Below are 13396 nucleotides of genomic sequence, written 5' to 3'. Positions count from 1 at the left end.
CTAAGGCTCTACTTTTACAGGAGTTCCGATGTTGACCTGTGCATACAAAGCCAAAATATCCTGATTACGCATCCGGACGCAGCCGTGAGAAACTGCCTGTCCCACCAGTTTTTCCTGGGGGGTGCCATGAAACCCGATAAAATTGCGTCCGTCTGTCCAAAAAGCAATCCACCTGGCTCCTAAAGGATTATCTGCACCTGGAGGAACGACTTTTCCATTCCAAGGATGCTGCCAAGCTGGATTGCGTAGCATTTGCGTCACCTTAAACGTGCCTGTAGGCGTCTCCCAGCCCTTTTTCCCGACTGCGATAGGATAACTTGCTTTCACCTGATTGTCTCGGTAGACATAGACGCGGCGATCGCTTAATTTAATCACCAAATGAGTATCGGGCGTGGTACTCGCCGGGGAGAGTTCCTCCAAAGGTAGATAGAGAGAGGGTGCCCCCAGCGGAGGCAATTGGGGTTCCGAAGGCAATTCAATCGTTGTTGCCTGTCTGGTAGTTGCCATTTCTGTTGGCACTGAAGCACCAGATGGCTGCCGAACGCCCAGCAATAGAATGGCTGCGAAGTACAGCACCTTGAAGCTTCCAGACGGTAATTTACCCCTGAGCATTCCTGTCCTCTCTTTTCCCTGGTCAACGACTCTTATCGAATTATTATCTGAGATCAAAACAATAAATCGCACAGAGCTGACTGACTTATTTAAAATTGACTTTTCTTAGTCTTGTCAAGTCTCACAAAGTCAGATTTTATTCCCAGCTCTCCTCCTAAGGGCTTATATAGTCCGGTAGATTGAATCTTCAGTAGAGCTAGATAGGATTTGGGCAATAATCCAGGCATTTTCATCCGTTGCTAAGTACAACTGTTGCCGATAGTCAAGTTTATTACCCAAATATTTTAAAAGTGAGGGTGTAATGCGTTTACAAAAAACCAAAGTATTGACAGGTACGATGCTAACACTGTTACTCTCGGCAGTATCAGTGTTGCCAGCGATCGCTCGCCCAGTATCTGAAGGTGAATCAAGGCAGCTCATTAGCCAAACAAACACCGACACACCTACTGCCAATCCAACCAACACCAACACAACTACTCCTAACTCAACCGATACGAATCAAGTAGTTAGAGGCACCGTCAGCAGCGTTAGAGGCAATGTAGTCACGCTAAGACTGCCAGACGGTACAACCAGAAGTATGATGCTCTCACCAGAGGATCTAACTCGGTTGAACCTCATGCCAGGAATGGAGATTAGCGCCACATTGGATGACCAGAATATGGCTAGCAATGTGAGTATGGTTGAAGCAGCCGATGCGACAGATACTACTCGCCTCAACAGAACCCGTCGAGTGGAAGAGACAACGATTCAGCGAAGAACGGTGCAGACAACACCGTCTCCTGGTCCGACAACAACCACTGGAGAGACCACAAGCACTCCAGATACAGCTCAAACCGAACCGCAGACGACTGAGGCAGCGCCAGTGCCAGCGCTTTGGTAATGACTTCACCAGCATTCTTGAGCAATTAACAAAGAATCGTTAATGTAGCCATGCCGTCCCCAAAAGGACGGCATGGTTATTTTAGGAAATAATTTTCCGAGATAGATTCCGAGATAGATGCTTGGTTGCGATCGCGCTGGGATTCTGAAAAAATTCAAGCTTCCTGATTCATTTCTAGCAATCCAGGCGGCGGCGTAATTTCAATTCGTCGATTCTCCAGGTCTACCACAGGCGCGATCGCTTTGACAAAAGGAATCAAAATTGTAGACGGCTTCGGTGGCTTGGGTCTAAGAACTTTCCGTTTTTTACTGGTTCGATTGACTTCCCCTTTCTGGGGTTGTTCCGGCTCATCCTCAGGCGCTACAGCTACAGGTTGCTGGTGCAACTGCACTTCCAGTAAATCGTTGCCAGCCGGAATTACATTCACCACCACGCCCAAGTTTTCTCCCGATTCTTGAACGAAAACTTCCATCCCAATCAAGTCTAGAACGTGGTATTCATCTTCTGCCAAGATAGGGCGATCGGAAGCTTTTACCATTAACTTGGTTCCCGCTAGCGCCTCCGCTCGATCCCGATTTTCTACCTCAGCAAGCTGTACAACGTATAGATTTTTACCATCTATATACCGCCCTTTCACCAATTTCACTGGCTGCGGTTCTGTCTCGCCCGGTCGCAACATCCAACGCTCTCCCGGTTCCTCAAAGCGTTCTGGGAATTGGGATTCAGGATACACCCGCAACTCCCCTTTCATCCCTTGAGCGGCAACAATTGTGCCAATTTCTAACCACTGGTCATTGGTCATCAGCTTTCTGTATTCCGTATTCCGTATTCTTTTTCATGCCCTACCGTGTACGCACAAATCTTCTTGTACTTGCCAGTCCCGTTTTGATCCCCCTAACCCCCCGCTAAATTGGGGGAGCCATCAACGTTTTGCCACTTAATCAAAGATATGTGTACACGGTAGTGAATGCTTTGATAACTGGAAGGGGCGGCGACACAGAGACTTCTAAAAGTCCGCGCTTTACTGACTTAGTTTGCATAGCCGCGAATTCTGTCCGGCAGGGCTTTCTAACATTTAACAACTGAATATACTTGCTCTACCACCTTCCCTAAGCGCTGTATCCCGATTTCAATTTCCTGGTCTGTAGCAGTCAGGCTAATCCGAATACATTGTTGCTTGTGCGCCCATTCTTCGCGCAATCCGGGGAAGAAAGAGCTACCTGGTACGACAATGACACCGACTTGCTTTAACTGCTGGTACAGTTCCCAGTCTGTAATGGGTAAATCTTGTAACCACAGCCATGCAAAGATTGCTCCTTCGCCGCGATGCAGGAACCAAGGCAAATCTTTGGGCATTGCCTGTTCGATGCTGCTTTCCACAACATCAAACTTTTTCTGGTAGTAGGGGCGAATCACCGTGGTAGCGATTTCTGCTAGCGTTCCCGTTTCAATCGCACGGGCAGCGATCGCTTGCCCATACCGAGACGAATGGATACACATATTTGTCTGGAAACACTCCAGCGCCTGAATCCACTTTTCATCCCCAATTGCAATCCCAATCCGTTCTCCGGGTAGCCCCGCTTTCGATAAGCTCATGCAGTGCAGGATGTTCTCTCCAAATACCGGCGTCATCTCGGTAAAATTTAACGCCGGGAACGGAGGTGCATACGCAGAATCGATCAAGACTGGCACATCATAAGGCGCAGCCAAATCGGCAATTTTTTTCACCTCGTCATCCGTGAGGACGTTGCCGGTTGGGTTACAAGGACGCGAGAATAACACGCAACCCGTATCTTCCGTAATCTTCAGTTTGCTGAAGTCCGGACGATATTTGAAACTGTGGGCAGCGGCATCAATGTCCAAAGCGGGTTTATAGGCAAATAATGCCTCTGGGGTTAAAGTTAGACCCCCATACCCCGTGTAATCTGGACTCAGGGGCAGGATAATTTGCTTTAATTTACCGCTTGTGGTGTACCCCCCAAAGGCATTCGCTGCAAAGAAATAAAGCGTTTGACTGCCAGGGGTGATCAAAATATTGCGATGAGTCAGATTTAGTCCGTAGCGGCGATTGAAATCCTTTTCTACCGCTTCGATTAATGGCTCATAGCCTTGAGAGTCACCATAGCGACAAACTACATTCCCGTAATTTGAGCTAGCGAGCAATTCTTCGGTGTAATCCCGCCATAACTGCTCTACTTCTGGCAAAATCACTGGATTCCCAGGACTTAAATTAATATATTCCTGTCCAATACCTGCTTGCAGAGTTTCCTTAATATCCTTCATAATTGCCCGCACCCCAGTGAGGTGGGACATACAATCGCCAAATTGAGTCAGGGCAGGATTCATAAGCTAAAGCGACTTTGAAAATTGAGAGTTTAACAACCGGGGTGCCGAGTCAGTTGAGGCTTTTTCCCCCTTAGTTAATTTAATGAATCGTTGGTACTCTAACCAATTTAACTGTAATTTTCATGACTAATTGGCACAACTACAGCCAGTCTGGGGTTGAGAAAGTCGCAAAACCGGCTGTTTAGATTAGGCACGGTTTGGGCGTTGTCTGATAAAACTTAACAAAACCATAATCTTCCTTAGATTACTTGACTAATTTTTGGGGGAAAAATGTAAAGAGTGTAAAAAAACACAGTTTATATAGGAAATCCTGTAAAGCTATAAGTCGGGCTGGATAGCCGGAGGTTTTCTGGCTCTTAGCGCCTCTACTTTTTTTAGCTAAAAGCCAAACAACCCGTAGAAGATAACACGCTCCCTATCCAGACGAATCTGAAGAGCAAGCCTGTCAAGTGTAGTGCAACGGAATTTATGACAACAATTGAAACGCTGCGTGCGAAGCTACCGTTTCCTCTCAAGCGATTGGCAGACCTGGCATATAACTATTGGTGGAGTTGGACGAGCGATCGCACTTCTCTATTTCAGAACATTAATCCTGATGAATGGCACCGCTGCGGACATAACGCTGTCGCTATCTTAGAATCAGCTTCTTTAGTGCGCCTCACCCAGCTCGCTCAAGACCCCGCTTATATCAAACGGGTGAATGCACTTGTCGAGCAATTTGACAAGTACATGAACGAAAAAAATGCTTGGGCGTCTCGCGTCGCGCCGCAAATTTCCCCACAGCGACCTGTCGCCTATTTTTGTGCGGAATTTGGCATCCACGAATCCCTCCCTATCTATTCCGGTGGTTTGGGAATTTTAGCCGGAGATCACCTGAAGTCCGCCTCTGATTTAGGCGTGCCGATGGTCGCGGTAGGGCTTTGTTATCGCCAAGGTTATTTCCGTCAACGGTTGAATAGTGGCGGTTGGCAAGAAGAAAACTACGTTAACAATCCCTTTGACCAGATGCCCCTGGAGTTGCTCAAAAACCAGCAAGGGGAACCCATCACCATTGAGATGGAAATCCGGCAACGGATTGTCAAAGCCCAAATTTGGCTGGCGCGAGTCGGTCGCGTCAATCTTTACCTCCTAGATACCGACCGACACGACAACGATCCCATTGACCGCTGGCTGACGGGGCACCTGTACGGCGGCAACCAAGAAACACGCATCGCCCAGGAAGTCGTGCTGGGGATTGGCGGCGTTCGGGCGCTGGCAGCACTGGGGATCGATCCATCGGTTTGTCATCTGAACGAAGGTCACGCGGCATTCTGCACCCTAGAGATTGCGCGACAAGAAATTCAGCGTACCGGCAAGTCTTTCTATGATATCGAGGGATTGGTGCGCGATCGCTGCGTTTTCACCACCCACACCCCCGTTCCCGCAGGTCACGATGTCTTCTCCTCAGACCTGATGGATTCCTACTTCGCCCACTACTGGCCTACATTGGGCTTGTCGCGCGAACAGTTCCTCTCCTTAGGGGCACGCCGACTGGGCGACCCTTGGGAACCCTTCGGCATGACCGTCTTAGCTTTGCGGATGTGTCGCACTGCCAACGGTGTCAGCGAACTGCACGGTCAAGTTTCCCGCAAGATGTGGAACATTCTCTATCCCGACCGTAGCGAAGAGAAAGTGCCCATTGGTCACATTACCAATGGCGTCCATGCGCGTACCTGGACAGCACCCCTAATGGGCGACCTATATTCTCAGTACCTGGGTGAAGATTGGTCAACCCGCATGGCTGACAAACAGATGTGGGCAAAGGTGGACGGAATTCCCGATGAGGAAATCTGGTGGCGGCACCAAGTTCTCAAAGAGTGCCTGATTGCTCATACCCGTTCTAAAGTGAAATTGGCACGGATTAGTCGCGGTGAAGAGCAATTCCGCATTGATGCCGCCGACAAGCTGCTAGACCCCAACGTGCTGACGATCGGATTTGCACGACGCTTCAGCCCTTACAAGCGGGGTGATTTGCTGCTGCGGGAAGCCGAACGCGCCTTGAGGATATTTGGGAATTCCCAACGACCCGTGCAGATTGTCTTTGCCGGTAAAGCGCACCCTCATGACGAAGAAGGCAAGCGGATTATCCAGCGGTTGATGGAGTGGTGCAAGCACCCAGACATTCTCAACCGAGTTGCCTTAGTTGAAGATTACGACATCTACACGGGTCAACATTTGGTGCAAGGTGTTGATGTTTGGTTGAACAACCCGCGTCGTCCTTTAGAAGCCTCCGGTACGAGTGGGCAAAAAGTCTGCTTCAACGGCGGCATTAATTGCAGTGTCCTCGATGGCTGGTGGTGCGAAGGCTATCAAGAAGGACAAGATGGCAAGGGAAGCAATGGCTGGGCAATTGGGGAAGATGCCCACACCAGCGACCAGGAGTTGCAAGACCGGATTGATTCGGAATCTCTCTACCAGCTACTAGAAGAGGAAATCGTTCCTCTCTACTATGACCAAGATGAGAATGGAGTTCCTCATCGCTGGATTCAGATGATGAAGGCGTCGATTAAGACAAATTCGCCGCTATTCAACACTGACCGGATGATTGCGGACTACGTGACTCAGGTGTACGCGCCGGGAACTTCCGTAGGCACTGAACCAATTCTGGCGAGTGCGCTGGCGTAGCAAATTTGTAGGGGTGCGCCGTTCACCCCTACATAGGTATGAATTGACTCGATTTTGAGCTAAAAGTAGGGTGGGCAGTGCCCACCTGCTTTTTTTTGAACCGCAAAGAAGCAAACCGCAAAGAAGCAAAGGACGCAAAGGAACAGAGAACAGATGAATCGGGTTTGGCAAGCTGATTTTTATCGGCGTCCTCTCAAAGACGAAAAAGGGCAGGTGTTGTGGGAATTGTTGCTTTGCGATGCCACACGCAGCTTTAGTTATGACGCCTTTTGTCCTCAATCTGAAGCGAATGCTAGTTGGTTGGTTTCTCAGTTACAGCAAGCAGCCGGTGGAAATCTGCCGAATCTCATCCAAGTGTTTCGTCCCCAGTCGTTGAGTTTGATTCAGGCAGCGGCGCAACAACTGGGTATTCAGGTGGAAGCGACTCGACGCACTGGAGCGCTGAAGGAATATTTGCAGGAGAAAGCGCAAAAATACCCCAATTTCGATAACTACACCTACACTGGCGAACTCTCATCTCTGGACAAACCGCCGCCAGTCCCATTGCCAGAAAACCTTTGGGGAGAACAATGGCGATTTGCCACGCTTCCGGCGGTTGCTGTGGTGGAAGCTTTTGCTGAACGCCCAATTCCGATTCTGGAGATGCCAGAATTTCTCTTGCCGATCAATCTGGGTTTAGCGTCTACGGTGCCAGTCCCCGGTGTGGTAATTTACGGTGGGCGGCAATCGATGCGTTTGGCGCGTTGGCTACAAGAAGCGCGTCCCGTTTCTCTTAATTACATTGCGGGTGCACCGGATGGGTTGGTATTAGAAGCGGGATTGGTTGACCGCTGGATTGTTGCCACTTTTGAGGATAAAGAAGTTACGGCAGCAGCTCAAGCTTATCAACAGCGCCAGCAGCAGAGTCGGGGATTGCACTTTTTGCTGGTGCAACCGGATGAGTCGGGGATGACTTTTAGCGGCTTTTGGTTGTTACGAGGAGAGGATTGAGGTTCTTTCTCTACCAAAAGATAGATTAAAAGCAGATTGATGCGATTTGATGCGATCGCGCTTACACCCGGTACGCTCAAACCACATTGAAGATGCAACAGCGGTAGAAATTCATCGCACTATATCCGAATTAAGCACTATCGCAATCCTGCTAACGAGTGATTAAATCCTATGTTCTCTATCACAAGTTATATGTGGTATCAATCAATGTCTAACACAGAATCTTAGTGAGATAATAAAGGTGTGAGGAAGAAAACGGAACAACCTTTTTGATAAAGGGGGGAGTATTATGAAACTCAAGCTATTCGCGACACTAACATTACTCGCTCCACTATTTTTAACTATGCCAGTGAAAGCGGAGAATCCGCTACACGTAAAACAGCTATTGTCAACGAGGGAATGTGTTCGGTGCGATTTATCAGGAGCCAATCTCAGCGGCGCACATTTGATTGGTGCGGACTTGAGAGAAGCCAATTTGCAACGCGCTAACCTGACGAATGCAAACCTCGAAGGTGCTGATCTGACGAAGGCAAACTTGACAGCAGCTAATTTAACATCAGCTTTTGTAACGAATGCCAATTTTCAGGAAGCCAATCTCAACGCCGTAAATTTTACGAACGCTAAAATTTATGACGCTAATGTGTATGGGGCATCAATGGATGACCTGACTCTTACCGATGCTGAAATATTTAACACCGGAATCGGTATTGGTGGGGAAGATGCCGATATTCCTCGTTGGGACTAGATGGCGCTAATTAGCACTTAGGATTTTACGGAGAATTGGGGAAGTCTAATAGATTTAAAACGAGCGGCTTCCCTATTTTCGCCATCAATTAAATTTATCTTCTGAGTATCTATTAATATCAGTATTTGAGTACCCAACCCTTGAGAGGTTTAACCACCTCCGGTGTCGCTCCAGGTTGTGATGTTACTCTTTGAGAGATTTAAACCCAGTTACCTTGTCTTCGCACCGCCTGGACACGAGCGCTTCTATTGAGTTTAGCGATCGCTTGTGATTTAGTGCTAGGTCTTTTTCGGATATTGAGATTATTAGCGTTAATCAATGAACAGACGCCTTTTGTATGCAAAGGCTCAAGCTTATATGAACAGCGCCAGCAGCAGGGTCAGGATTGCATTTTTTACTTGTGTAACCTGATTGATGGTGGGATGACTTAGAGCGGCTTTTGGCTGTTTTGAGGGGAAGATGGAAACTCCGAAGCCTTCCAAGACTAAGATTTCAAACAACTTTAAAGAGATTCTGCAATCTCTGGTTAGAGTTTTGGTTCGCCGATGGCTCATCTCATCAGGGCGCTCATCAGGGCGATCGCAAAATCCATAAAAAACTAATTCTCTCACAAAAAAGTAGTGTGCATCACACTCTGGATAGATGTGCAAACTGTATATTAGTGCAGGGTTAGTTCTAAATTTAGGTGCATCAGTGAGTGATATTCTGCGCGATCATCGTGTGTTAGTAACCGGAGCTTCCGGTTTTATGGGTTCTTGGTTGACTGAGTGCTTATTAGAGCAGGGCGCGACGGTGACGACGATACTGGCTGACTGGAACCCAGACAGTCATTTTGTGCGTAGTGGAATCGTTCATCGTGTCAACAATGTTGTTGGGTCAATCGAGGATTACGATTTACTTGAAAAGGTAATAGGCGATCGCGGCATTGATACGGTGTTTCACTTAGCAGCAGTGTCGGTAGAAGGTTTGGCGTTTGAGAAACCTCGACTGGCATTTGAGATAAATATTCGTGGCACATACAACATTTTGGAAGCCTGTCGCGTCCGTTCGGATTTGGTGCGGCGGGTAATCGTGGCATCAAGTGATAAAGCCTACGGTGATAGTCCCGTCTTACCCTATACAGAAGAGATGCCAACGCTGGGCAGACATCCTTACGATGTCTCTAAAAGCTGCGCTGACCTAATTGCTCGAAGCTACTATCACAGCTACGGGTTGCCTGTGGCTGTAGGGCGATTTGGTAATATCTACGGCGGTGGAGATTTAAACTGGAGCCGACTGATCCCAAATACGATCCGAAGGCTACTGAGCAATGAAAGTCCTCTCATTCGTATGCCCGATAAAGGTAATTTTATGCGGGACTTTTTATATGTCAAAGATGCAGCCCATGCCTATATTGCAATGTTTGAAGGGCTAGCTCGTCCAGAAGTTCATGGAGAGGCTTTCAACTTCGCAATGGGTGGTAGTTGGACGGTGCTAGAAGTCGTGCAAAAGCTCCAGCAACTGATGAATTGCGAACACATAGAGCCGGTAATTATGAATCAAAGCCACGGGGAAATTTGGCACCAGCAGGTATCGGCAGAAAAGGCGCAAAAAATGCTTGGGTGGAGTCCCCGATATTCTTTTGATAAAGGACTAGCTGAAACAATTGAGTGGTATCTGGAGTATTTATCACCTTCAATGGTGGGCAATATTCCATCTTCAGTAGTATTAAGTGTCTAGTTGCTCGGAAGTATTTTTACCCTACCTTCTGACCAGACTTAGAAGTCTGGTCAGAAACTTCCTTGGAGAAAAATGTTTAAACGTCTCGACCAAAATTTAATAGATACAGTTGCTCAACAGGCATCCAGTAGCGATCGCTTACGACAAAGCTACAACTTCCACACCTTAGAAGAAAAAGTTCAGCGATCGCTTATTTGTCTGCAACCAGGGACTTATGTGCGCCCCCATCGCCATAAACGGGTAGGTCTCAATGGATTCGAGCTGTGCCTGATTTTGCAGGGAGCCGTAGGAATGCTTCTATTTAACGAGCAAGGCGCAATTATTCACCAAGAACAGATTAGTGCTGATGGAAAAACTTCTGGGATTGAATTACTGGAAGGAACTTACCATACACTAATCGCTTTATTGCCAAATACTGTAATTTTTGAAGTTAAAGAAGGGCCTTACGATTCCACTACCGATAAAGAATTTCTTTCATTTTTCCCTCTGGAAGGAACGATAGCGGCTCAGAAACTGGTGCAAACCTGGCATAGTTACTTTGTTAGCCCAATATAATTCACTCCATACCATGCCTGTCTTGTGATGTTTTTGACTTGAAGCGGGGTACATTGATTATTTGTTATTTATAACTCCCTGCTTTGAGCGATGGCTATTGTTTAAGCATGGATTCTTGGTTTTTATTGATTAATTTATTGTTGGGAAGTCCCCAATTAATCGAGTGCGATCGCCGATATCTGCCCAGTTTCCCGCGCTTCATATCTGTCAAGTTGTTTTGCCTTTCTCTAACCGTCGAACTCACGTTAAGTTAGTATCTGGGTAATCTGTAGTTTTTTGTAGACAAAGGCGGATTCATGCTTCAAGACATTACTACTGAGATTGCTTATTTCGACTCACTGCCATATTTCGCCACAGTCTTAGGCGTTACTAGCATAGCGGGAATAATTGGGTGGCGCTGGTGGAAACAAAATAACACATACAAATCGCTGCGATCGCTCCCTTCACCTCCTAAACACTGGCTGTTAGGAAATATTCCTCAACTATTAGCAGCAGTGAAACAGAAAAAATTATTCCAGCAAATGTTTGATTGGAGTCGAGAGCTAGGCCCGATGTATGTTATATGGAATGGCAACAGGCCTGGTGTTATTTTAAGTAAAGCAAAAGTTATCGAAGATACCATTGTCAATGGGATGAAAGATGGTACCTTAATCAGATCGGAACAATTACGCAAAGCTTGGAACGATGTCAGTGGCCCGATTCTATTAGGAGAAACTGGATCTGAGTGGCAGTGGCGACGCAAAGCTTGGAATCCCGAATTCAGTTCTAGCAGCCTCACGAAATATGCAGAAATTATTAGCGAAGCTTGCGAACAAGTAATTGCAACATTGAAGGAAGCACCACCACCAAAAGAAGTTCAGGTAGATCCTCTGTTTGTAGAACTAACAATGAGAGTGATTTCTTGTCTCGTACTGGGCATTCCTGTGGATAGAAAGATCGCGAGTCCTGAAGGGCCACCCCTGGAAGTTTCCAAGCTGTACGAAGCAATGTCTGTTGTAGGCTATCGGTTCCTACGACAAGCTACTGGCGAGAAGATATGGATGAAATATTTGCCCTCTAAAAATTCACAAGATTATTGGGCAGCAAAGCGATATTTTGAGGAATTTTTAACGCCCCGTGTAGACTTAGCTTTACGATTCAGAGAACAAAACAAGACCGATTTACCACAGGTATGTTCTTGGTTCTCCGAATCAATGTTAGTCAAAATCGCTGCCAAAGAACCAAAATACAATCGCGACACATTAATAGCAGAATGTGTTGAACTCTTAATCGCTGGTACTGATACAACAGCCCATACTTTATCCTTTGCAGTAGGAGAGTTGAGCTTCAATCAAAGGGTTTTTCAGCAAGCACGAGACATCGTTGACCAAGTTTGGCAAAGCAAAGGCTTGATAAATACCGAAAGCCTCAAGGAATTGGCTTATATTAGCGCAATTATTAAGGAGACCTTGCGCCTTTATTCAGTAGCCTCAGGCTCGACTTCATTGGAGGCTCAACGCGACACCCTCATTGATGGTAAAGCGATTCCTCGCGGTACAAGAATAGCTTGGTCAATGCTTGCTGCGGGAAGAGATCCAGAAGTCTATGCTAATCCAGAGGAATTTCTGCCAGAACGTTGGTTAGAGAAGAGCAAGGAAAATAGTTCGCTGCCAATGATAGACTTTGGCTCAGGACCTCATCGTTGCTTGGGGGAGCATTTATCAATGCTGGAAGGAACGATGATGCTAGCATTATTGCTCCGCAACTTCGACTGGGATTTAGTCAAGGGTCGTTCTTCTCTAGAACAATTACAGCAAAACCTGTTAATTTATCCGTCTGATAAAATGCCAGTGCGCTTTAAATTGAGAAATTCCCTTCCACTATAAAAAACCTATCTTCAAGGTTTGAATTAAACTATTTACAGTAGCTCGAAAAGTTTTGCCAACGCTAAAGAATAGTAGCGTATAGGGTAGTGCTAAAAAATTAATGCATCATTAATTTTTTAGCACTACCCAATATTGGCTTAATTCAATAGAACAGCGAATTAAGTGGTATTTTTTATGTCCGCCACCGATCGAATTGATCTTCAGAGCATCCATTGATGTAAGTATTGAGTACCCAACCCTTCAGAGGTTTAACCACCTCCGGAGTCACTCCGGGTTGTGAGGTTACTCTTCCAGAGATTTGAACCCAGCTACCCTGTTTTCGCACTGCCCGAACCGTATCGCCTCTATTGAGTTTGGCGACTATATTGGATTGAGTATTGGGTAGACTACGGATATTGACGTTATTTCCATTAATAAATGAACATACGCCTTGGTTTTGTGCAGGTCTCGATTGAGCCTGTAAAATTGGTGTAGCTGCATTTGCCTTTGTTTGGGCGATTAGCTGCAAGCCAGTGGTATAGAAACATAGCAGTGCGATCGCTGTCAGAGAGTTTCTCGAATTGCTCATCTTTATGGATTAAGTGCATCTGCACTGATGTAAATTCAGTCTCACCTTAACTGACTTACTTCCAAATAATATATTTTTTGATATTTATTTAAATTGTTAAAAGGCTATCAATCCCTCAAGCTTGCTACTTTAAGCGAGCTGACATAAATAAAGTTAAAAGTCAACTCTTCTTAATTAATCCACTACTTTTAGCAATCCCTGCTTCAGTGCATCAAACACGCGATTAATTAGCAGGTGTTCTGCTTCACTTAGGGTTTCCTGCGATAGGAATGTTGACATCAATAGACGTTGATCGGTACGAGAAATTTGGCGAAAGACAAAGATTCGCTCAACAATTTGTTGAACGGAGATTGTGGGTAAACTAGCTGAAACTGGCATAGTTCTCTAGCAACTTTATGTAATACTGCTGCGAATCCCGCAGAACGAGATTCTGAGGACATATAAAAATATTG

At 46.4% G+C, this 13396-nt stretch carries 13 protein-coding genes; 7 read left to right on the top strand and 6 right to left on the bottom strand.

Going from position 1 to position 13396, the window contains the following annotated elements; all coding sequences use genetic code 11:
* Entirely contained in the window at positions 1-612 is a 612-nt protein-coding gene (locus tag NDI44_RS13095; RefSeq protein WP_190411671.1) for a L,D-transpeptidase family protein, read from the bottom strand.
* A gap of 301 nt (positions 613-913) precedes the next feature.
* Between NDI44_RS13095 and NDI44_RS13090 the strand changes: the two genes are divergently transcribed.
* Positions 914-1492, top strand: a complete 579-nt coding sequence (locus tag NDI44_RS13090; protein WP_190411670.1) for a hypothetical protein — start codon at positions 914-916, stop codon at positions 1490-1492.
* 154 nt (positions 1493-1646) lie between these two features.
* Here the strand turns inward: NDI44_RS13090 and rimM are convergent, their stop codons facing one another.
* Positions 1647-2294: a ribosome maturation factor RimM gene (rimM, locus tag NDI44_RS13085; RefSeq protein ID WP_190411669.1), complete on the bottom strand. Its 648-nt coding sequence runs from the start codon at positions 2292-2294 to the stop codon at positions 1647-1649.
* Positions 2295-2560: 266 nt separating this feature from the next.
* Entirely contained in the window at positions 2561-3838 is a 1278-nt protein-coding gene (locus NDI44_RS13080; RefSeq protein WP_190411668.1) for a valine--pyruvate transaminase, read from the bottom strand.
* Positions 3839-4306: 468 nt separating this feature from the next.
* Between NDI44_RS13080 and glgP the strand changes: the two genes are divergently transcribed.
* The 3 genes from glgP to NDI44_RS13065 all read left to right on the top strand — a co-directional run bounded on the left by glgP (position 4307) and on the right by NDI44_RS13065 (position 8237).
* Entirely contained in the window at positions 4307-6502 is a 2196-nt protein-coding gene (gene glgP, locus NDI44_RS13075) for an alpha-glucan family phosphorylase (protein ID WP_190411667.1), read from the top strand.
* A gap of 153 nt (positions 6503-6655) precedes the next feature.
* A complete protein-coding gene (locus NDI44_RS13070) occupies positions 6656-7492 on the top strand; it encodes a Tab2/Atab2 family RNA-binding protein (protein WP_190411666.1) in 837 nt (278 codons plus the stop codon).
* Positions 7493-7781: 289 nt separating this feature from the next.
* The gene (locus NDI44_RS13065) at positions 7782-8237 is read left to right on the top strand and encodes a pentapeptide repeat-containing protein (protein ID WP_190411665.1); all 456 of its coding nucleotides are present in this window, start codon (positions 7782-7784) and stop codon (positions 8235-8237) included.
* A 353-nt stretch (positions 8238-8590) separates the two neighbouring features.
* On the opposite strand, the gene NDI44_RS13060 is transcribed toward NDI44_RS13065, so the two are convergent.
* Positions 8591-8848: a hypothetical protein gene (locus NDI44_RS13060; protein WP_190411663.1), complete on the bottom strand. Its 258-nt coding sequence runs from the start codon at positions 8846-8848 to the stop codon at positions 8591-8593.
* An 82-nt stretch (positions 8849-8930) separates the two neighbouring features.
* Here NDI44_RS13060 and NDI44_RS13055 point away from each other — a divergent pair, with 82 nt between their 5' ends.
* The 3 genes from NDI44_RS13055 to NDI44_RS13045 all read left to right on the top strand — a co-directional run bounded on the left by NDI44_RS13055 (position 8931) and on the right by NDI44_RS13045 (position 12376).
* Positions 8931-9956 carry a GDP-mannose 4,6-dehydratase gene (locus NDI44_RS13055; protein WP_339380605.1) on the top strand — a complete coding sequence of 342 codons (1026 nt, stop codon included), beginning with the start codon at positions 8931-8933 and terminating at the stop codon, positions 9954-9956.
* A 72-nt stretch (positions 9957-10028) separates the two neighbouring features.
* On the top strand, positions 10029-10511 hold the full coding sequence (locus NDI44_RS13050; protein ID WP_190411661.1) for a WbuC family cupin fold metalloprotein: 483 nt from the start codon (positions 10029-10031) through the stop codon (positions 10509-10511).
* A gap of 296 nt (positions 10512-10807) precedes the next feature.
* Positions 10808-12376 (top strand): cytochrome P450, encoded by a 1569-nt coding sequence (locus NDI44_RS13045; RefSeq protein ID WP_190411660.1) that lies wholly within the window; start codon positions 10808-10810, stop codon positions 12374-12376.
* A gap of 172 nt (positions 12377-12548) precedes the next feature.
* Here NDI44_RS13045 and NDI44_RS13040 read toward each other — a convergent pair whose 3' ends face one another.
* Together NDI44_RS13040 and NDI44_RS13035 are read right to left on the bottom strand one after the other, a co-directional pair.
* Positions 12549-12944 (bottom strand): SH3 domain-containing protein, encoded by a 396-nt coding sequence (locus tag NDI44_RS13040; RefSeq protein ID WP_190411659.1) that lies wholly within the window; start codon positions 12942-12944, stop codon positions 12549-12551.
* 174 nt (positions 12945-13118) lie between these two features.
* Positions 13119-13322, bottom strand: coding sequence for a hypothetical protein (locus NDI44_RS13035; RefSeq protein WP_190411658.1), 204 nt, complete (start codon positions 13320-13322; stop codon positions 13119-13121).
* Positions 13323-13396: the final 74 nt, after the last annotated feature.

Source organism: Trichocoleus sp. DQ-A3, assembly GCF_039961975.1.
Lineage (GTDB): Bacteria > Cyanobacteriota > Cyanobacteriia > Cyanobacteriales > FACHB-T130 > FACHB-T130.
Note: the sequence above shows the minus strand (reverse complement) of the source record. Positions and strands in the feature narration are given on the sequence as shown.

What these genes read in the sequence shown, in the direction of transcription:
- NDI44_RS13095 (WP_190411671.1), bottom strand. Translation starts at nt 612, where the DNA reads ATGCTCAGGGGTAAATTACCGTCTGGAAGCTTCAAGGTGCTGTACTTC.
- NDI44_RS13090 (WP_190411670.1), top strand. Translation starts at nt 914, where the DNA reads ATGCGTTTACAAAAAACCAAAGTATTGACAGGTACGATGCTAACACTG.
- rimM (WP_190411669.1), bottom strand. Translation starts at nt 2,294, where the DNA reads ATGACCAATGACCAGTGGTTAGAAATTGGCACAATTGTTGCCGCTCAA.
- NDI44_RS13080 (WP_190411668.1), bottom strand. Translation starts at nt 3,838, where the DNA reads ATGAATCCTGCCCTGACTCAATTTGGCGATTGTATGTCCCACCTCACT.
- glgP (WP_190411667.1), top strand. Translation starts at nt 4,307, where the DNA reads ATGACAACAATTGAAACGCTGCGTGCGAAGCTACCGTTTCCTCTCAAG.
- NDI44_RS13070 (WP_190411666.1), top strand. Translation starts at nt 6,656, where the DNA reads ATGAATCGGGTTTGGCAAGCTGATTTTTATCGGCGTCCTCTCAAAGAC.
- NDI44_RS13065 (WP_190411665.1), top strand. Translation starts at nt 7,782, where the DNA reads ATGAAACTCAAGCTATTCGCGACACTAACATTACTCGCTCCACTATTT.
- NDI44_RS13050 (WP_190411661.1), top strand. Translation starts at nt 10,029, where the DNA reads ATGTTTAAACGTCTCGACCAAAATTTAATAGATACAGTTGCTCAACAG.
- NDI44_RS13045 (WP_190411660.1), top strand. Translation starts at nt 10,808, where the DNA reads ATGCTTCAAGACATTACTACTGAGATTGCTTATTTCGACTCACTGCCA.
- NDI44_RS13040 (WP_190411659.1), bottom strand. Translation starts at nt 12,944, where the DNA reads ATGAGCAATTCGAGAAACTCTCTGACAGCGATCGCACTGCTATGTTTC.
- NDI44_RS13035 (WP_190411658.1), bottom strand. Translation starts at nt 13,322, where the DNA reads ATGCCAGTTTCAGCTAGTTTACCCACAATCTCCGTTCAACAAATTGTT.